At 69.0% G+C, this 18,016-nt stretch carries 19 protein-coding genes and 1 pseudogene; 5 read left to right on the top strand and 15 right to left on the bottom strand.

Annotated features, from left to right (window positions below):
• The first annotated feature begins 8 nt into the window (after positions 1–8).
• Both ACZ39I_RS14815 and ACZ39I_RS14810 read left to right on the top strand, forming a co-directional pair.
• Positions 9–581, top strand: a complete 573-nt coding sequence (locus ACZ39I_RS14815; RefSeq protein WP_467244808.1) for a cob(I)yrinic acid a,c-diamide adenosyltransferase — start codon at positions 9–11, stop codon at positions 579–581.
• Positions 582–634: 53 nt separating this feature from the next.
• A pseudogene (locus ACZ39I_RS14810) lies at positions 635–700 on the top strand (cob(I)yrinic acid a,c-diamide adenosyltransferase); the annotation flags it as partial.
• On the opposite strand, the gene ACZ39I_RS14805 reads toward ACZ39I_RS14810, so the two are convergent.
• Entirely contained in the window at positions 697–1,227 is a 531-nt protein-coding gene (locus ACZ39I_RS14805; protein WP_467244806.1) for a hypothetical protein, read from the bottom strand. The pseudogene ACZ39I_RS14810 and the gene ACZ39I_RS14805 sit on opposite strands and share 4 nt — an antisense overlap.
• A 150-nt stretch (positions 1,228–1,377) precedes the next feature.
• Here ACZ39I_RS14805 and ACZ39I_RS14800 point away from each other — a divergent pair, with 150 nt between their 5' ends.
• The 3 genes from ACZ39I_RS14800 (at position 1,378) to ACZ39I_RS14790 (ending at position 5,127) form a co-directional block, all read left to right on the top strand.
• Positions 1,378–2,547: a sensor histidine kinase gene (locus tag ACZ39I_RS14800; RefSeq protein ID WP_467244805.1), complete on the top strand. Its 1,170-nt coding sequence runs from the start codon at positions 1,378–1,380 to the stop codon at positions 2,545–2,547.
• On the top strand, positions 2,544–3,185 hold the full coding sequence (locus tag ACZ39I_RS14795) for a response regulator (protein WP_467244804.1): 642 nt from the start codon (positions 2,544–2,546) through the stop codon (positions 3,183–3,185). Before ACZ39I_RS14800 ends, ACZ39I_RS14795 begins: the two co-directional genes overlap by 4 nt.
• A gap of 118 nt (positions 3,186–3,303) precedes the next feature.
• The gene (locus tag ACZ39I_RS14790; RefSeq protein ID WP_467244803.1) at positions 3,304–5,127 is read left to right on the top strand and encodes a glycosyl hydrolase family 18 protein; all 1,824 of its coding nucleotides are present in this window, start codon (positions 3,304–3,306) and stop codon (positions 5,125–5,127) included.
• 6 nt (positions 5,128–5,133) lie between these two features.
• Here the strand turns inward: ACZ39I_RS14790 and ACZ39I_RS14785 are convergent, their stop codons facing one another.
• The 14 genes from ACZ39I_RS14785 to ACZ39I_RS14720 form a co-directional block, all read right to left on the bottom strand.
• Entirely contained in the window at positions 5,134–5,580 is a 447-nt protein-coding gene (locus ACZ39I_RS14785; protein WP_352391231.1) for a DUF2550 domain-containing protein, read from the bottom strand.
• 142 nt (positions 5,581–5,722) lie between these two features.
• Positions 5,723–6,097 carry a F0F1 ATP synthase subunit epsilon gene (locus tag ACZ39I_RS14780; RefSeq protein WP_037721615.1) on the bottom strand — a complete coding sequence of 125 codons (375 nt, stop codon included), beginning with the start codon at positions 6,095–6,097 and terminating at the stop codon, positions 5,723–5,725.
• Between the two features lie 133 nt (positions 6,098–6,230).
• A complete protein-coding gene (gene atpD, locus ACZ39I_RS14775) occupies positions 6,231–7,667 on the bottom strand; it encodes a F0F1 ATP synthase subunit beta (RefSeq protein ID WP_352391230.1) in 1,437 nt (478 codons plus the stop codon).
• Positions 7,667–8,584 (bottom strand): F0F1 ATP synthase subunit gamma, encoded by a 918-nt coding sequence (locus tag ACZ39I_RS14770; protein ID WP_306976287.1) that lies wholly within the window; start codon positions 8,582–8,584, stop codon positions 7,667–7,669. The genes atpD and ACZ39I_RS14770 overlap by 1 nt, the downstream gene beginning before the upstream one ends.
• A 21-nt stretch (positions 8,585–8,605) precedes the next feature.
• On the bottom strand, positions 8,606–10,195 hold the full coding sequence (atpA, locus tag ACZ39I_RS14765; RefSeq protein ID WP_451475238.1) for a F0F1 ATP synthase subunit alpha: 1,590 nt from the start codon (positions 10,193–10,195) through the stop codon (positions 8,606–8,608).
• Positions 10,196–10,320: 125 nt separating this feature from the next.
• Positions 10,321–11,136 carry a F0F1 ATP synthase subunit delta gene (locus tag ACZ39I_RS14760; protein WP_467244802.1) on the bottom strand — a complete coding sequence of 272 codons (816 nt, stop codon included), beginning with the start codon at positions 11,134–11,136 and terminating at the stop codon, positions 10,321–10,323.
• Positions 11,133–11,678 carry a F0F1 ATP synthase subunit B gene (locus ACZ39I_RS14755; RefSeq protein ID WP_390005528.1) on the bottom strand — a complete coding sequence of 182 codons (546 nt, stop codon included), beginning with the start codon at positions 11,676–11,678 and terminating at the stop codon, positions 11,133–11,135. The genes ACZ39I_RS14760 and ACZ39I_RS14755 overlap by 4 nt, the downstream gene beginning before the upstream one ends.
• Positions 11,679–11,719: 41 nt before the next feature.
• Positions 11,720–11,956 (bottom strand): ATP synthase subunit c family protein, encoded by a 237-nt coding sequence (locus ACZ39I_RS14750; RefSeq protein ID WP_033285402.1) that lies wholly within the window; start codon positions 11,954–11,956, stop codon positions 11,720–11,722.
• 74 nt (positions 11,957–12,030) lie between these two features.
• A complete protein-coding gene (gene atpB, locus ACZ39I_RS14745) occupies positions 12,031–12,867 on the bottom strand; it encodes a F0F1 ATP synthase subunit A (protein ID WP_079141321.1) in 837 nt (278 codons plus the stop codon).
• Positions 12,868–13,077: 210 nt separating this feature from the next.
• Positions 13,078–13,509 (bottom strand): hypothetical protein, encoded by a 432-nt coding sequence (locus tag ACZ39I_RS14740; protein ID WP_467244801.1) that lies wholly within the window; start codon positions 13,507–13,509, stop codon positions 13,078–13,080.
• Between the two features lie 307 nt (positions 13,510–13,816).
• Positions 13,817–15,130: an MraY family glycosyltransferase gene (locus tag ACZ39I_RS14735; RefSeq protein ID WP_467244800.1), complete on the bottom strand. Its 1,314-nt coding sequence runs from the start codon at positions 15,128–15,130 to the stop codon at positions 13,817–13,819.
• A 129-nt stretch (positions 15,131–15,259) separates the two neighbouring features.
• Entirely contained in the window at positions 15,260–16,501 is a 1,242-nt protein-coding gene (locus ACZ39I_RS14730) for a serine hydroxymethyltransferase (RefSeq protein WP_467245118.1), read from the bottom strand.
• Positions 16,502–16,662: 161 nt separating this feature from the next.
• Positions 16,663–17,334, bottom strand: a complete 672-nt coding sequence (locus ACZ39I_RS14725) for an arsenate reductase/protein-tyrosine-phosphatase family protein (RefSeq protein WP_467244799.1) — start codon at positions 17,332–17,334, stop codon at positions 16,663–16,665.
• Entirely contained in the window at positions 17,331–17,978 is a 648-nt protein-coding gene (locus tag ACZ39I_RS14720) for an L-threonylcarbamoyladenylate synthase (RefSeq protein ID WP_352391220.1), read from the bottom strand. The genes ACZ39I_RS14725 and ACZ39I_RS14720 overlap by 4 nt, the downstream gene beginning before the upstream one ends.
• Positions 17,979–18,016 lie beyond the last annotated feature (38 nt).

Here is an 18,016-nt window from a genome sequence, read left to right as displayed (position 1 = left end):
CTGGCCTCATGGTCAATCTGACGCGCATCTACACCAGGACCGGCGACCGGGGCACCACCGCCCTCGGCGACATGAGCCGGGTCGCCAAGACCGATCTGCGGATCTCCGCGTACGCGGACGCCAACGAGGCGAACGCGGTGATCGGCACGGCGATCGCCCTGGGCGGGCTCGACGAGGAGGTCGTCAAGGTCCTCACCCGGGTGCAGAACGACCTGTTCGACGTCGGAGCCGACCTGTCCACGCCCGTGGTCGAGAACCCGCAGTTCCCGCCCCTCAGGGTCGAGCAGTTCTACATCGACAAGCTGGAGGCGGACTGCGACCGCTTCAACGAGCGGCTGGAGAAGCTCCGCTCCTTCATCCTCCCCGGCGGCACTCCGGGCGCGGCCCTGCTCCACCAGGCCTGCACGGTCGTACGCCGGGCCGAGCGCTCGACGTGGGCGGCGCTGGAGGTCCACGGCGAGACGATGAACGCACTCACCGCGACCTACCTGAACCGCCTGTCGGACCTGCTGTTCATCCTGGCGCGCACGGCCAACAAGGATGTGGGGGACGTCTTGTGGGTGCCTGGCGGCGATCGCTAGCGAAGACTCCTGCCCGGCCGGGGGTCCGGGGGTTGCCCCCCGGAGGATGCAGCATCCTGGCGCGCACGGCCAACAAGGACGTCGGGGACGTGCTCTGGGTCCCGGGCGGGGAGCGTTAGCGCTCGCGCTTGGGGAACAGCGTGTAGCTGGCGGCGATGACCAGGTTGATGACGATCAGCCACAGCATGCGCTGCTGCCAGGCGCGCAACGAGTCGGCCTGGCCGTCGCCGACGTACCAGACCGCGGCCTGGAGCAGCGCCACCGCGACCACCGCGGCGAGGATCCAGCGGCCCGCGACCCTCCACTCGTGGAGGGCGCGGGCCGTGCCGTACTTCGGCGGCTTCACCGGCGGCGGCCCGCCGGCGAACCGGTGGGCGACCCGGGCATCCGCCCACCTGATCGTCGAGTGGCCGAGGCCCACGGTGAAACCGATGTAGACGGCGGCCAGGCCGTGCTTCCAGTCGGGCTCGGCACCGTTCTTCAGGTCGATCGCGGTGACCGTGAACAGCACGAGCTCCAGCAGCGGCTCGCACAGCAGCAGGGCCAGTCCGACACGCGGCATGCGCAGCCCGTACCGGAAGGTCAGTCCGGCTGCCAGCAGCACCCAGAAGGCCACCTCACAGGCGACGATCAGTCCGACGACCACGACCACTCCCTTCGTCTCCCCTCAAGGCTCCCGACGCGCGCGCCCGCTTTCGTCGTCGTCGGTGACGAAACCGCGGTACATCGAAAGATGCAGTCCAGGACCGTTCCCGGGGGTCAGGCGTGGCGCGCGGCCACCGTGTTGGATGGAGGCATGGCCCTCCCCCGCCCGCACCGCTTCGACGTGTACATCGCGGCCGGCGGGCTGCTCGGCGGCCTGCTGCTGGTGGGCATCGGCCTGGGCACCCGGCCGTCCAGCGACCCGATCACCCTCTTCGACGGCCCCTGGCCGGTCCTCGTGCCGCTCACCGTGCTGGCCGGCTGCGAACTGCTGCGCCGCACGGCCCCGCGCGCGGCCCTGCTCACCGCCACCGCCGCGATCTGCGCCGACCTCGTGACCCAGGGCAGTCTCGCCACCGTCCTGATGTTCACCGACGTCGTCTACGCGGCCGTGCTCTACGGCCCGCTCGCCTCGGCCCGCCGCATCCAGTGGATCACCGGGCTGCTGACGGTGGCCGGGACGCTGGTGCCGTTCGCGGTGTGGCGGGAGCCGGAGGCGCTGCTGATCGGCGTGGTCGTGGGGGTCGTGGCGTACGGGCCCGCCGCCACCGGGTGGATCGTGCGCGACCATCGTGACGCCGCCGAGGCCGCCCGCCTGCGCGCCGAACAGACCGCGCTGCTCGCGGAGATGGACCGCGCCCAGGCCGTGACCGCGGAACGGGCCCGGATGGCAAGGGAGTTGCACGACATGGTCGCCAACCACCTGTCCGCGATCGCCATCCACTCCACGGCCGCGCTGTCCATCGACGAACCGGCCACCTCACGGCAGGCGCTGACCGTCATCAGGGAGAACAGCGTGGCGGGCCTCGCCGAGATGCGGCGGCTGATCGGCATCCTGCGCGACGCCGGCGGCGACACCGAGCCCGCCGCCTCCCCCACCCTGGACGGCCTCACCGCACTGGTCGACGGCGCCCGCGCCAACGGCCTCGACGTGCGCCTCGACACCGACGACCACGGCAGGGTTCCCGCACCGGTCGAGCTCGCCGCCTACCGCATCGTCCAGGAGTCCCTGACCAACGCCCTCAAGCACGCCTGCCCCGGCCGCGTCACCGTCGCCCTCGGCCGACGCGACGGTGTGCTCGACATCCGGGTGACCAGCCCCTACGGCCATCGCGACGGCCCGCGGGCCCCCGGATCCGGCGCCGGACTGGCCGGCATGCGGGAGCGGGCCGCGCTGCTCGGCGGCACCTTCCGGGCCGGACCGCAGGACGCGCTGTGGGTCGTACACGCCACGCTGCCCGTGTCGGAAGGAGAATCCGCATGATCCGTGTCCTCGTCGCCGAGGACCAGTCCGCCGTACGCGCCGGGCTCGTCCTCATCCTGCGCAGTGCACCCGACATCGAGGTGGTCGGCGAGGCGGCCGACGGTGAGCAGGCGGTGGAGCGCGCCCGGGAGCTGCGGCCCGACCTGGTGTTGATGGACATTCAGATGCCGCGCCTGGACGGGGTGTCGGCGACCCGGAAGGTCGTCTCGGAGGGGCTGGCCGATGTCCTCGTGCTGACGACGTTCGACCTCGACGAGTACGTGTTCGGGGCGCTGCGCGCGGGCGCGTCCGGGTTCCTGCTCAAGAACACCGAGGCCAGGGATCTGCTGGAGGCGGTGCGGACCGTGGCGCGCGGGGAGGGGCTGATCGCACCCGCCGTCACCCGTCGTCTGATCGCCGAGTTCGCCGCGCGGCCGGTCCGCGGGGCGGGCACCGATCCCGCCGTCCTCGACACCCTCACCCGCCGCGAACGCGAGGTGCTCTCCTGTCTCGGGGAGGGCCTGTCCAACGCCGACATCGCCGGCCGCCTCGACATGGCGGAGGCCACGGTGAAGACGCACGTCAGCCGGTTGCTGGGAAAGCTGGAGCTGCGAAGCCGGGTGCAAGCGGCCGTACTGGCACAGGAGTTGGGCGTCTAGTTGCGCCGTGAACCAGAGTGGTCCAGACCTATTGACCTGTGGTCCAGACCTTTCTATTCTCGCGGCACCGTGGGTGTGAAGGCTCAGTCACGCCCCCAACTCCCCTAGGAGGCGCACGATGCGCTTCAGACACAGAGCCGCGGCAGGATTCGCGACACTGTTGCTCCCCTTCGCCGGTCTGGTCGGCCTCGCGAGCCCCGCCCAGGCCGCGACCTCCGCCACGGCGACCTACGCCAAGACCCAGGACTGGGGTACCGGATTCGAAGGCAAGTGGACGGTGAAGAACACCGGTACCACCAGCCTCAGTTCCTGGACCGTCGAGTGGGACTTCCCCTCCGGCACCTCCGTCACCTCCGCCTGGGACGCCGACGTCACCTCCTCCGGCACCCACTGGACCGCCAAGAACAAGTCCTGGAACGGCAGCCTCGCCCCCGGCGCCTCCGTCTCCTTCGGCTTCAACGGCGCCGGTGCGGGCTCCCCGGCCAACTGCAAGTTGAACGGCGGCAGCTGTGACGGCGGCTCCACTCCCGGGGACGCGGCACCGTCCGCCCCCGGCACCCCCACCGCCTCGGGTATCACCAACACCTCGGTGAAACTGGCCTGGAGCGCCGCCACCGACGACAAGGGCATCAAGAACTACGACGTGCTGCGCGACGGTGCCAAGGTGGCGACCGTGACGACGACCTCGTACACGGACACCGGCCTGAGTGCCGGCACCGACTACTCCTACACCGTGCAGGCCCGTGACACCGCCGACCAGACCGGACCGGCCAGCGGCGCGGTCGCGGTGCACACCACCGGCGGTACCACCGACCCGCCGCCCACCGGCTCCAAGGTCAAGCTCGGCTACTTCACCGAGTGGGGCGTCTACGGCCGCAACTACCACGTCAAGAACCTGGTGACCTCGGGCTCCGCCTCGAAGATCACCCACATCAACTACGCGTTCGGCAACGTCAAGGACGGCAAGTGCGTCGTCGACGACACCTACGCCGCCTACGACAAGGCGTACACCGCCGACCAGTCCGTCAGCGGCGTCGCCGACACCTGGGACCAGCCTCTGCGCGGCAACTTCAACCAGCTGCGTGAGCTCAAGGCCAAGTACCCGAACATCAAGGTGCTGTACTCCTTCGGCGGCTGGACCTACTCCGGCGGCTTCGCGCAGGCCGCGGCCAACCCCGCCGCCTTCGCCGCCTCCTGCAAGTCGGTCATCGAGGACCCGCGCTGGGCGGATGTCTTCGACGGCATCGACATCGACTGGGAGTACCCGAACGCCTGCGGTCTGACCTGCGACACCAGCGGGGCCGCGGCCTTCAAGAACCTGATGGGCGCACTGCGCTCGGAGTTCGGCTCCAATTACCTGGTCACCGCGGCCATCACCGCCGACGGCTCCTCCGGCGGCAAGCTCGACGCGGCCGACTACGGCGGCGCCTCCCAGTACATCGACTGGTACAACGTGATGACCTACGACTACTTCGGCGCCTTCAACGCGCAGGGCCCGACCGCCCCGCACTCGCCGCTGACGTCGTACGCCGGCATCCCGCAGGCGGGCTTCAACTCGGCCGACGCGATCGCCAAGCTGAAGTCGAAGGGCGTGGCCTCCAACAAGCTGCTGCTCGGCATCGGCTTCTACGGCCGCGGCTGGACCGGCGTCACCCAGGCCGCCCCCGGCGGCTCGGCGACCGGAGCGGCACCCGGCACCTACGAGGCGGGCATCGAGGACTACAAGATCCTCAAGACGTCCTGCCCGGCCACCGGCACCATCGCGGGTACGGCGTACGCCTACTGCGGCAACAACTGGTGGTCCTACGACACCCCCGCGACGATCGCCGGAAAGATGACCTGGGCCAAGAACCAGGGCCTGGGCGGCGCGTTCTTCTGGGAGTTCAGCGGCGACACCGGCAACGGAGAGCTGGTGAGCGCCATCAACAGCGGGCTCCAGTAAATCCCCTTACGCCACATTGACGCGCTGTCCGGGCGGGGCTGCCTCCAGCCACGCGAGGAAACCGGTCAGCGCGTCGTCGCTCATGGCGAGTTCGAGACGCGTGCCCCGGTGCACACAGGTCAGGATCACGGCGTCGGAGAGCAGGGCCATCTCCTCCTCCCCGTCGGGCAGACGCCGGCCGGCGACCTCGATCGCGGCACGCTCCAGGACCCGGCGCGGGCGATAGGCGTAGGAGAAGACGCGGTACCACTCGACGCGGTCGCCGTTGTAGCGGGCGACGCCGTAGCTCCAGCCCTTGCCGCTGGTGTCGGATTTCTCCGGGACGTCCCAGCGCAGGGAACAGTCGAAGGTGCCGCCGGAGCGCTGGATGAGCCTGCGGCGCAGGCCGAAGACGAACAGGCCCAGTACCACCAGGGCCACGACGATTCCGCACACAGTCAGAGCGAGGACCATCGACACCGACCTCCTCGTCTCCTAGGTACCTTCAATAGGTAACGGAACGGAAAAAACATCCAGATCTGCCTCAGCCGCGACCGGCTCCGGATCGCTCCGGTGCCGGCCGCGGCTGAGTGACGTCATACGGCTCCGCGCTGGTTCAGCGCGAAGTCGCCGCGCGCAGTCGTACGTCCGCGCGACGCTCGGCGGCGGCGTCGCCCTCCGCCTTCGCGCGCTCCAGCTCCCGCTCCGCGCGCTGGACGTCGATCTCGTCCGACAGCTCGGCGATCTCGGCCAGCAGCGACAGCTTGTTGTCGGCGAACGAGATGAAACCGCCGTGCACCGCGGCGACGACCGTCCCGCCATCGCTCGTACGGATGGTCACCGGGCCCGACTCCAGCACACCGAGCAGCGGCTGGTGACCGGGCATGACGCCGATGTCGCCGGACGTGGTGCGCGCGACGACCAGGGTGGCCTCGCCGGACCAGACCTCTCGGTCGGCCGCGACCAGCGCGACGTGCAGCTCAGCAGCCAAGGTGGCTCCTCGGGTCACCACCCGGCGGTTCTGCCGGGTGTTGGTTACAAGTCTAGTAGGCGTGGATGAGGGGGCGGGACTTGCCCCGCCCCCTCAGGTGTGAACCACAGGATTCACTTCGAACTCAGTGAGCTCAGGAGACGCCGAGCTCCTTGGCGTTGGCCTTGAGGTCCTCCAGGCCACCGCACATGAAGAACGCCTGCTCCGGGAAGTGGTCGAACTCGCCGTCACAGATCGCGTTGAACGCGGTGATCGACTCGTCCAGCGGCACGTCCGAACCGTCCACGCCGGTGAACTGCTTGGCGACGTGGGTGTTCTGGGACAGGAAGCGCTCGACGCGGCGGGCACGCTGGACGACCAGCTTGTCCTCCTCGCTGAGCTCGTCGATGCCGAGGATCGCGATGATGTCCTGGAGGTCCTTGTACTTCTGGAGGATCCCCTTGACACGCATGGCGGTGTTGTAGTGGTCCGCCGTGATGTAGCGCGGGTCCAGGATCCGGGACGTGGAGTCCAGCGGGTCCACGGCCGGGTAGATGCCCTTCTCGGAGATCGGACGGGACAGAACCGTCGTCGCGTCGAGGTGGGCGAAGGTGGTGGCCGGGGCCGGGTCGGTCAGGTCGTCCGCGGGGACGTAGATCGCCTGCATCGAGGTGATCGAGTGTCCACGGGTCGAGGTGATGCGCTCCTGGAGGAGACCCATCTCGTCGGCCAGGTTCGGCTGGTAACCCACCGCGGAGGGCATACGGCCGAGCAGGGTCGAGACCTCGGAGCCGGCCTGCGTGAAGCGGAAGATGTTGTCGATGAAGAACAGCACGTCCTGCTTCTGCACATCGCGGAAGTACTCCGCCATGGTCAGACCCGCGAGGGCCACGCGCAGACGGGTGCCCGGGGGCTCGTCCATCTGGCCGAAGACCAGCGCGGTCTTGTCGATGACGCCCGAGTCGGACATCTCCTCGATGAGGTCGTTGCCCTCACGGGTGCGCTCACCGACACCGGCGAACACGGAGACACCGTCGTGGTTGTTGGCGACGCGGTAGATCATCTCCTGGATGAGCACCGTCTTGCCGACGCCGGCACCACCGAACAGACCGATCTTTCCACCCTTGACGTACGGGGTGAGAAGGTCGATGACCTTGACGCCGGTCTCGAACATCTCGGTCTTCGACTCGAGCTCGTCGAAGTTCGGGGCCTTGCGGTGGATGGACCAGCGCTCGCCGTCGTAGGTCTCGTCGCTGTTCAGCACCTCGCCGAGGGTGTTGAACACCTTGCCCTTGGTGAAGTCGCCGACCGGGACGGTGATGCCCGTGCCGGTGTCGGTGACGGCGGCCTGACGGACCAGACCGTCGGTGGGCTGCATCGAGATGGTGCGGACCAGGCCGTCACCCAGGTGCTGGGCGACCTCCAGGGTCAGCGTCTTCTTCTCGCCGGCGAGGGCCGGGTCGGCCACCTCGACGTGAAGGGCGTTGTAGATCTCCGGCATGGCGTCGACGGGGAATTCCACGTCGACGACCGGGCCGATGACCCGGGCGACGCGGCCCGTGGCAACGGCCGTCTCAACTGTCGTCGTCATTACCTGTCACTCCCCGCGGACGCGTCGGCCAGGGCTGCGGAGCCACCGACGATCTCGCTGATTTCCTGGGTGATTTCGGCCTGGCGGGCCGCGTTGGCAAGTCGGGAGAGCGTGGTGATGAGCTCTCCGGCGTTGTCGGTGGCCGACTTCATCGCGCGCCGCGTGGCGGCGTGCTTGGAGGCGGCCGACTGGAGCAGCGCGTTGTAGATACGGCTCTCCACGTAGCGCGGCAGCAGGGCGTCGAGGACGTCCTCCGCCGAGGGCTCGAAGTCGTAGAGCGGGAGGATCTCGCCCTGCGGCTTCGCTTCCTTCGCCACCTCTTCGAGGCTGAGCGGCAGCAGGCGGTCGTCGAGCGCCGTCTGCGTCATCATCGAGACGAACTCGGTGAAGACGATGTGGAGCTCGTCCACGCCGCCCTCGGCCGTGTCCTTCTCGATGGCCTCGATCAGCGGACCCGCGACCTTCTTGGCGTCCGCGTACGTGGGCTCGTCGGTGAACCCGGTCCACGACTCCGAGATCTTGCGCTCACGGAAGTTGTAGTGGGCGACACCACGGCGGCCGACGACATAGATGTCGACCTCCTGGCCCTCGCGCTCCAGCCGCTCGGTGAGCCGCTCCGCCTGCTTGATGGCGTTGGAGTTGAAGGCGCCCGCGAGACCGCGGTCGCTCGTCAGGAGCAGCACCGCGGACCGCGTGACCGTCTCGGCCTGCGTGGTCAGCGGGTGCCGCGTGTTCGAGCCGGTGCCGACCGCCGTGACCGCGCGGGTGAGCTCGGTCGCGTACGGCGTGGAGGCCGCCACCTTGCGCTGCGCCTTGATGACGCGCGAGGCGGCGATCATCTCCATCGCCTTGGTGATCTTCTTGGTCGCGGTGACGGATCGGATGCGACGCTTGTAGACCCGGAGCTGGGCTCCCATGAGTCAGGTCCCTTCCTTACGTCACTTGGCCGCGGCCGGGGCGTCCTCGCCGAGAAGCCTGCCGTCCGAGGTCTCGAACTGCTTCTTGAAGTCGGCGATCGCGTCGGCAACAGCGGTGAGGGTGTCGTCCGACATCTTGCCGCCCTCCTTGATGGAGGTCATGAGGCCCTGCTCCTTGCGGTGCAGGTACTCCAGGAGCTCCTTCTCGAAGCGGCGGATGTCGTTGACCGGGACATCGTCCATCTTGCCGGTGGTGCCGGCCCAGACGGAGACGACCTGGTCCTCGGTCGCCATCGGCTGGTACTGGGCCTGCTTCAGCAGCTCGACCATGCGCTGACCGCGCTCCAGCTGCGCCTTCGACGCGGCGTCCAGGTCGGAACCGAAGGCGGCGAACGCCTCCAGCTCACGGAACTGGGCGAGGTCCACGCGCAGACGACCCGAGACCTGCTTCATCGCCTTGTGCTGCGCGGAACCACCGACTCGGGAGACGGAGATACCGACGTTCAGCGCGGGGCGCTGACCGGCGTTGAACAGGTCCGACTCCAGGAAGCACTGGCCGTCGGTGATGGAGATGACGTTGGTCGGGATGAACGCCGAGACGTCGTTGGCCTTGGTCTCGACGATCGGCAGACCCGTCATCGAACCGGCGCCCATGTCGTCGGAGAGCTTGGCGCAGCGCTCCAGCAGACGGGAGTGCAGGTAGAAGACGTCACCCGGGTAGGCCTCACGGCCCGGCGGGCGGCGCAGCAGCAGGGACACGGCGCGGTAGGCGTCGGCCTGCTTCGAGAGGTCGTCGAAGATGATGAGGACGTGCTTGCCCTCGTACATCCACTGCTGGCCGATGGCCGAACCGGTGTACGGCGCCAGGTACTTGAAGCCGGCCGGGTCGGACGCCGGGGCGGCGACGATGGTCGTGTACTCCAGCGCGCCGGCCTCTTCGAGGGCGCCACGCACGGAGGCGATGGTCGAGCCCTTCTGGCCGATGGCGACGTAGACGCAGCGGACCTGCTTCTTCGGGTCGCCGGAGCGCCAGTTGTCACGCTGGTTGATGATCGTGTCGACGGCCAGGGCGGTCTTGCCGGTCTGACGGTCACCGATGATCAGCTGACGCTGGCCACGGCCGATCGGGGTCATCGCGTCGACGGCCTTGTAGCCGGTCTCCATCGGCTCGTGCACCGACTTACGGGCCATGACGCCCGGAGCCTGCAGCTCAAGCGCGCGACGACCGCTGGTCTCGATCTCGCCGAGGCCGTCGATCGGGGCACCGAGCGGGTCGACGACGCGGCCGAGGTAGCCCTCGCCGACGGCCACGGAGAGGACCTCGCCGGTACGGGTGACCGGCTGACCCTCCTCGACGCCGCTGAACTCACCGAGGATGACGCAGCCGATCTCGCGCTCTTCCAGGTTGAGCGCGAGGCCGAGGGTGCCGTCCTCGAACTTCAGCAGTTCGTTGGCCATGGCCGAGGGCAGACCCTCGACCTTCGCGATGCCGTCGCCGGCAAGGGTGACCGTACCGACCTCCTCGCGCGAGGCCGCGTCCGGCTTGTACGACTGGACGAAGTTCTCCAGCGCGTCCCGGATCTCCTCCGGCCGGATCGTGAGCTCCGCCATCTGGGTTCCCTGCTCTCCTTGTTGGGCCCGAAGTTTCACTTTGGGGGTCTGGGGGCGACCCCCAGGATTCTTCATGTACGGCCCAACCAGGGCCGTCGTCCGTACGTACTGCTATGAAGTTGCTGCTAGCCCGCCAGGCGGCGGCCGGCGTCCTCGATGCGGTCCGCGATCGAGCCGTTGATGACCTCGTCGCCGACCTGCACCCGGATCCCGCCGAGGACCTCGGGGTCCACGTCGAGGTTGAGGTGCATCGGGCGGCCGTAGAGCCTCGCCAGGGCACCGCCCAGGCGCTGCTTCTGCTGGTCGCTCAGCGGGACCGCCGAGGTGACGACGGCCACCATGCGGTCACGGCTCTCGGCGGCGAGCTTGGACAGGGACTCCAGTCCCGTCTCCAGGCTACGTCCCCGGGGCGCGGCCACAAGGCGCGTCACCAGACGCTCGGTCACGGCGTCGGCGCGACCGCCGAGCAGGCTGCGGAGCAGCTCGCCCTTGGCCGTGGCCGACGCGGAGCGGTTGGTCAGCGCGGCACGCAGCTCGGTGTTGGAGGCGACGATCCGGCCGAACCGGAACAGCTCGTCCTCGACGTTGTCGAGCCTGCCCCGCCGCTGCGCGGCGGTGAGGTCGGCGACGGCGGCCAGCTGCTCCATGGCGTCCACCAGGTCGCGCGACTGCGACCAGCGCGAGCGCACCATGCCGGACACCAGGTCCACGGCGGGGCCGCCGACCTGGGTGCCGATCAGGCGCTGGGCCAGTTCGGCCTTGGCCTCGCCGGGCTGCGCCGGGTCGGTCAGGACCCGACGCAGGGACACCTCGCGGTGGAGCAGCGCGGTGACGGCGGCCAGCTCGTCGGCGAGCGAGCCGGCGTCCACGGACGTGTTGTCCGTCAGCGCGTCGAGACGCTCGCGTGCGGCTGCCAGGGCCTCGCGGCTCGCTCCGTTCATCGCGCGGCCTCGGCCTTCTCCTCGAGGTCGTCGAGGAAGCGGTCGATGACGCGGCTCTGCCGGGCGTGGTCCTCGAGGGACTCGCCGACGAGCTTGCCGGCCAGGTCGGTGGCGAGCTTGCCGACGTCCTGGCGCAGCGCGGACGCGGCGGCCTTGCGGTCGGCCTCGATCTGCGCGTGCCCGGCGGCGACGATCTCCTCGCGCTGCCGCTGGCCTTCCGCGCGCATCTCGGCGATGAGCGTGGCGCCCTGCTCCTGAGCCTCCTGGCGCAGGCGCGCGGCCTCGTGGCGGGCCTCGGCGAGCTGTGCCTTGTACTGCTCAAGGACGCTCTGGGCCTCGGTCTGCGCGGCCTCGGCCTTCTCGATACCGCCCTCGATGGCCTCACGACGCTCTTCCAGAACCTTGTTGATGTTCGGGAGGAGCTTCTTGGCGAGGAAGCCGAAGACGATGACGAAGGCGATCAGGCCGATGACGAGCTCGGGGATCGGCGGGACGAGGGGGTTTTCCTTCGCCTCGGCCGCCAGAATGAGCATCTGGCTCATGTCAGTGCCTTTCGTCTAGTGGGCTGTCGCTGAACGGCAGATCACTGGCCGTAGACGAACGGCATGACCAGACCGATGAGGGCGAGCGCCTCACAGAAGGCGAAGCCGAGGATCTGGTTGGCACGGATCAGGCCGGCAGCTTCGGGCTGACGGGCAAGAGCCTGGGTGCCGTTGCCGAAGATGATGCCGACGCCGACGCCGGGACCGATGGCGGCGAGGCCGTAGCCGATGGAGCCGAGCGAACCGGAGACGGCAGCGAGGGTCTCAGTGGCAGCCATGCTGATTCTTCCTTATCTGTACGGACCGGCGGGGGTTGGCCGCCGGACACCAAGGGGGGTTCGGGAGGCGGTGCTCAGTGATGCTCGGCGAGCGCGCCCTGGATGAAGGTGCAGGTCAGCAGCACGAACACATACGCCTGCAGGGCCTGGATGAACAGCTCGAAGGCCGTCATCACGATGACCATGATGAACGAGACACCCGCGTAGGCGATGCCGATACCGTTGAGCAGGTACCAGCTGGCGATCGTGAAGAGCAGCAGCAGGGTGTGTCCCGCGAACATGTTCGCGAAGAGTCGCACGGCGTGGGTGAACGGCCGGACGAGCAGGTTCGAGAAGAACTCGATCGTCATGGCCAGTGGGAGAACCGGGCCGAGCGACTTGTCGTAGCCGGTGAAGTTCTTGAAGGCGCCGACGAATCCGTGCCGCTTGAACGTCAGCGAGACCCAGAGGATGTAGACGATCGCCGCGAGGACGATCGGGTACGCGATGATCGAGGTCACCGGGAACTGGGCCACCGGGACGATCGACCAGAGGTTCATCATCCAGATGAAGAAGAAGAGCGAGACGACCAGCGGTACGTACTTTTCGCCTTCCTTCTTTCCGATGGTCTCGTAGACGACACCGCGGCGGATGAAGTCGTAGCCGGACTCGGCGACCATCTGCAGCTTGCCGGGGACGACCTTCGGCTTACGGAAGGCGGCCCAGAAGAAGCCGACAACGATGACCGAGCCGATCAGCGCCAGCAGCATCGGCTTGTTGAAGTACACGTTGCTGTCGCCATCCCCCAGGAGGGGCTCGAACAGGAACGAGTGCAGGCCGGGTGCCGGGAAGCCACAACCGTCGAAGATGTGGCAATCGGTCTCGAAGGCGAGCACCTGCGTCGGGTCAGCACTCACCGCGGGCTCCTTCAGCGTGGCGCATAGGTACGGCAACCTCGTTGTGTCGGCGCGGCGCACAGCCGCGGTTCGGCACTGGACTGGTGTTACGGATGTGGGGGCGGCCGGGGGGCATCGAGCCTCGCGTTCGAGCAGGCGTCAGCTCGGATGCCCGCGCCCGCGATGCCGCAGTTGGCACCGGACGATAGCAGGGTCTCTCAGTCGCATTTATCCCGGCCCTACCTCTCACGACGAGTGCCCCGTTTTTTCGGGCTTGGTGCCCGAATCGGGTTCGACGTAGAGGATCTTGGACTTCATGTGGGCGCGTGTCTGTGCGGCGATCCAGGTGAGGGTGCCGGCGACGAGCGTGAGAGCGAAAGCCTTGGGGTGGAACAGCGTGGTGTTCTTGAACACCGCGACGAAGACGAACAGCAGCAGGATCTGAGTCGTGTAGAGCATCAGACCCATCGCCTGGAACAGGTGCGGAAGCGATTTGGCAGTGCGCTGCAAGATGTAGAGACCGAGACCCATGAAGAGGATCACGATCACCGTCGCCACTCCCGCCCCGATCGCACCCTTGCCACCGGCGACCACACCACTGACGACGGCGGCGATCGCGCCGACGGCAGCCGTGGGCACGGCGGCCTGAGCCAGGATCCGGACGTCGTTGGACGGCATGGCGGCAACTCCGCTTTCAAGGGGGGGTGTGTCGTCATGGACGAGCGTAGTCCCGGGCTGAGGGTGACCCTCACGCCGGTGGACCGTCGCACTAACGGCCCTTCGGCTCCGCCCTGGGTTCTCGTGAACCGTATCACAAACTATTTGATGCGGTCTTTACCTAGAAGGTGTGCCCACTGTCACACATGAGAGTGAAGCTGCCCGTCTGTGCGGAAACACGGCCGAGTTGTCTGGTGTAAGGGCGATTTGTCGCCCCGGCGAACTCCCACGCGTTGGCAATGCTTTAGTCAGATTCTTACCTTGGGCGTCAGCGCGAGGTCTCCGCCGTACGCCTCTCCTGGACGTGCTGACGGGTGCTCAGCGCGGTCGCGCCGTTGACACCCGCCACTCCCACGGCCACCGGAGTGCGCTGTTCCACCTCCGCCTCCACCGGCTCCGCGGCCACGGCACGCCTGCGGCGGCGGTAGCGCGGCGGCACGACGGCCTGGGCCCACACCGGGACGCGCGGGGTGAAGCGCGGCAGCAGGAGCAGGACGAGCCCGATCGCGCTGAGGAACACGACACCGAGCACGATCCACATGGACGCGGAGTTCACCGAGTAGGCGAGCGAGCCGAACGCGATCAGCGCCGACCAGAAGTACATGATCCACACTGCCCGGCTGTGCGAGTGCCCGATCTCCAGGAGCCGGTGGTGCAGGTGCCCGCGGTCGGCGGCGAACGGCGACTGGCCGCGCCAGGTGCGGCGCACGATGGCGGAGATCAGGTCGGCGGCCGGCACCGCGATGATGGTCAGCGGCAGCAGCAGCGGGATGTAGACGGGGACCGTCTGGTGCACGGCCGCCTTCTCGGACCCGGCGAACAGCTTCAGCGCGTCCGGGTCGATCTGCCCGGTGATGGAGATCGCGCCCGCGGCCAGCACCAGGCCGATGAGCATCGAGCCGGAGTCGCCCATGAAGATCCGCGCGGGGTGCATGTTGTGCGGCAGGAAGCCCAGGCACATGCCCATCAGGATCGCCGCGAACAGCGTGGCCGGGGCGGCCGCCTCGATGCCGTACGAGTACCAGATCCGGTAGGCGTACAGGAAGAACGCCGCCGCCGCGATGCAGACCATGCCGGCCGCGAGACCGTCGAGGCCGTCGACGAAGTTCACCGCGTTGATGGTGATGACGACGAGCGCGACCGTCAGCAGGGTGCTCTGCCACTGGGTCAGCGCGACCGAACCGACGCTGGGGATGGGCAGCCACAGGATCGTCAGACCCTGCATGACCATCACGCCCGCGGCGATCATCTGGCCGCCCAGCTTGATCAGGGCGTCGATCTCGAACTTGTCGTCCAGGACACCGATCAGCCAGATCAGGGCCGCTCCGGAGAGCAGGGCGCGCGGTTCGTTCGACTTCTCGAAGACCTCGCTGAGGTTGGTCAGGTGGTCGGCGACCAGCAGGCCCGCGCACAGTCCGAAGAACATGGCGATACCGCCGAGCCGCGGAGTCGGTTCCCGGTGCACGTCACGGGCCCTGATCTCCGGCATCGCTCCGGCCACGATCGCGAACTTCCGTACCGGCCCTGTCAGCAGATACGTCACCGCGGCCGTGATGCAGAGCGTCAGCAGGTATTCACGCACAGGCTTCCCCACAGGTCTCGCTGGCCATCTCAGCCCCACACCCTAGCGACGCACGCATATGGTTGTGGACTTCCGGGTATGGCCGATGGTTGCACGTGCGGCTGTGCACCCAGGTGCGAATACCCTCGCTCAGGCCGGATACGGCGGAAATCCGCCGACCAGATCCCGCACTTCTTCACGTGCCCCGGCGCTCTCGACCTCGCCGCGCACCACCCCCGCGAGCAGGGCGGCGATCCTCGCCATCTCCTTCTCGGCCATGCCCTGGGTGGTCACCGCGGCGGTGCCCAGGCGCAGTCCGCGGGTGTTCGCGTGAGGCAGCGCACAGCAGTCGAGCACCATCCCCGCGGCCGCGAGCCGTCCCCGCGCCGCGCGCCCGTCGACGCCGAGCGGCGCCGGATCGGCCGTCACGAGGTGGGTGTCGGTCCCGCCGGTGGTGACGACGAGCCCCTCGTCGGCCAGCACGGCCGCCAGCACCCGCGCGTTGGCGACCACCTGATGGGTGTACGCGGAGAACGCCGGTGTCGCCGCCTCGCCGAACGCGACCGCCTTCGCGGCGATGGTGTGCATCTGCGCGCCGCCCTGCGTGAACGGGAAGACGGCCCGGTCGACCCGCTCGGCCAGTTCGCTCCCGCAGAGGATCATTCCCCCGCGGGGGCCGCGCAGCACCTTGTGGGTGGTGGCGCAGACGATGTCGGCGTACGGCACCGGGCTGGGCGCCGCTCCCCCGGCGACGAGCCCGATGGGGTGGGCGGCGTCGGCGATGAGATAGGCGCCCACCTCGTCGGCGACCTCGCGGAAGAAGGCGTAGTCGATGTGCCGGGGGTAGGCGATGGAGCCGCACACGATGGCCTTGGGCCGGTGGGTGCGGGCCAGTGTCCGGACCTGGTCGTGGTCGATGAGTCCGGTCTCGGCGTCGACGCCGTAGGGAACGAAGTCGAACCAGCGGCCGGAGAAGTTGGCGGGCGAGCCGTGGGTGAGGTGGCCGCCGTAGGGCAGGCCGAGGGCGAGGACGGTGTCGCCGGGGCGCAGGAGCGCGGCGTAGGCGGCCAGGACCGCCGAAGAGCCGGAGTGGGCCTGCACGTTGGCGTGCTCGGCGCCGAACAGGGACTTCGCCCGGTCCACGGCGAGCCGCTCGGCGACGTCGACGATCTCGCAGCCGCCGTGGTGCCGGGACCCCGGATAACCCTCGGCGTACTTGTTGGCCAGCGCGGAGCCCAGCGCGGCCAGCACGGCCGGCGAGCAGAAGTTCTCGGCGGCGATGAGCTGAAGCGCCGACGACTGCCGGTAGAGCTCCCCGAGCAGGATCTCGGCCAGCTCGGGGTCCTGCCGCGTGAGGACGTCTGCGGTCCGGTGCGCATGGGTGACCGACATGGTGGACTCCGGGGCGTCGACGATGACGTACGTCCAATGTAGGCCCGGGGCCCGCCGGGTGCCCGGTCGTTGCGTCCTTGCGGGTACACCGGTGAGCGCGGTGACGACCGGCAGCGCCTCGTGCAGCCCCATCCCCCACGCGCCGCGCCCCCGCCCGGCGTTTACGTGCGCGCGGGAACCCCCGTCAGCGCCGTCACCACCGGGTCCAGCGCCTCGTGTATTTCGTCCCCGATCGAGCGGAAGAAGGGCAGTGGTGCCCCGTACGGGTCGAAGACCTCGTCGGCCTCCGCGGTCGGGGCCAGGAGCCACCCGCGTAGAGCCGCCGCGGCGCGGACCAGGGCGCGTGCGCGGATCACCAGGCCCTCCTCCAGGGGAGGCAGGGTCGCCGGGTCTATCGCCTTCACCAGACGGGTGAACTCCTTCAGGGTGAAGGTGCGCAGGCCCGCCGAGTGGCCCATCGAGATGACCTGCTGGCGGTGGTCGCGGGTGGCGGTCAGGACCAGGTCGGCCATGATCACGTGTTCGTCGAGGAGCTCGCGCCCGGTGAAGCCGGAGGCGTCCGCGCCGAACTCGGCCAGCACTGCCTCCGCGTTGGCCTCCATGGGCGCGCCCTCGTGGCCCCAGGTCCCCGCGCTCTCCACGACCAGGCCGCCCCACAGCGGGTCGCCCAGCCGGTCCGCCAGGGCATGCCGGGTCAGCCGCTCGGTGATCGGCGAGCGGCAGACGTTGCCGGTGCTGACGTGGAGGATGCGGAAGCTGTCACGCGGGAGCCCTGTGAAGGTCCGCGTCTCTTCCCCGTCCCATATGCCACGCCCCGCGTCAGGGGCCGTCAATTCGCCACCTCGAGGTCGGGTACGACCTTCCTGAGCTCGTCCGCGGAGATCGCGCCCGCGCGCAGCAGCAGGGGCACCTCGCGGGTGACGTCGACGATCGAGGACGGGACGTTGCCCGGGGTCGGGCCGCCGTCGAGGTAGACGGAGACCGAGTCGCCGAGCATCTCCTGCGCGGCGTCGCAGGTCTCCGGCGAGGGGTGACCGGTCAGGTTGGCGGAGGAGACGGCCATGGGGCCGACCTCGGTCAGCAGCTCGATGGCGACCGGGTGCAGCGGCATCCGGACGGCCACCGTGCCCCTCGTGTCACCCAGGTCCCACTGCAGGGACGGCTGGTGCCTGGCGACGAGCGTGAGCGCGCCCGGCCAGAAGGCGTCGACGAGTTCCCAGGCCAGCTCGGAGAAGTCGGTGACGAGACCGTGAAGGGTGTTCGGGGAGCCGATCAGCACGGGGGTGGGCATGTTGCGGCCCCGGCCCTTGGCCTCCAGGAGGTCGGAGACGGCCTCGGAGGAGAACGCGTCGGCGCCGATGCCGTACACCGTGTCGGTCGGGAGGACCACGAGCTCGCCACGGCGGACGGCGGACGCGGCTTCGCGCAGACCGGTCGTGCGGTCGGTCGCGTCGTTGGTGTCGTATCGCCGTGCCATATCTAGCGGGCCTCCTCGTACACGTACTGCTCTGGAGT

It is taken from the genome of Streptomyces sp. NPDC024687 (genome assembly GCF_055559055.1).
Note: the sequence above shows the minus strand (reverse complement) of the source record. Positions and strands in the feature narration are given on the sequence as shown.

Bases quoted from the DNA above. Each gene is read 5' to 3' on its own strand.
- ACZ39I_RS14815 (WP_467244808.1), top strand. From the start codon at position 9: ATGGTCAATCTGACGCGCATCTACACCAGGACCGGCGACCGGGGCACC.
- ACZ39I_RS14800 (WP_467244805.1), top strand. From the start codon at position 1,378: ATGGCCCTCCCCCGCCCGCACCGCTTCGACGTGTACATCGCGGCCGGC.
- ACZ39I_RS14795 (WP_467244804.1), top strand. From the start codon at position 2,544: ATGATCCGTGTCCTCGTCGCCGAGGACCAGTCCGCCGTACGCGCCGGG.
- ACZ39I_RS14790 (WP_467244803.1), top strand. From the start codon at position 3,304: ATGCGCTTCAGACACAGAGCCGCGGCAGGATTCGCGACACTGTTGCTC.
- ACZ39I_RS14785 (WP_352391231.1), bottom strand. From the start codon at position 5,580: ATGGTCCTCGCTCTGACTGTGTGCGGAATCGTCGTGGCCCTGGTGGTA.
- atpD (WP_352391230.1), bottom strand. From the start codon at position 7,667: ATGACGACGACAGTTGAGACGGCCGTTGCCACGGGCCGCGTCGCCCGG.
- ACZ39I_RS14770 (WP_306976287.1), bottom strand. From the start codon at position 8,584: ATGGGAGCCCAGCTCCGGGTCTACAAGCGTCGCATCCGATCCGTCACC.
- atpA (WP_451475238.1), bottom strand. From the start codon at position 10,195: ATGGCGGAGCTCACGATCCGGCCGGAGGAGATCCGGGACGCGCTGGAG.
- ACZ39I_RS14760 (WP_467244802.1), bottom strand. From the start codon at position 11,136: ATGAACGGAGCGAGCCGCGAGGCCCTGGCAGCCGCACGCGAGCGTCTC.
- ACZ39I_RS14755 (WP_390005528.1), bottom strand. From the start codon at position 11,678: ATGAGCCAGATGCTCATTCTGGCGGCCGAGGCGAAGGAAAACCCCCTC.
- ACZ39I_RS14750 (WP_033285402.1), bottom strand. From the start codon at position 11,956: ATGGCTGCCACTGAGACCCTCGCTGCCGTCTCCGGTTCGCTCGGCTCC.
- ACZ39I_RS14740 (WP_467244801.1), bottom strand. From the start codon at position 13,509: ATGCCGTCCAACGACGTCCGGATCCTGGCTCAGGCCGCCGTGCCCACG.
- ACZ39I_RS14730 (WP_467245118.1), bottom strand. From the start codon at position 16,501: ATGTCGGTCACCCATGCGCACCGGACCGCAGACGTCCTCACGCGGCAG.
- ACZ39I_RS14720 (WP_352391220.1), bottom strand. From the start codon at position 17,978: ATGGCACGGCGATACGACACCAACGACGCGACCGACCGCACGACCGGT.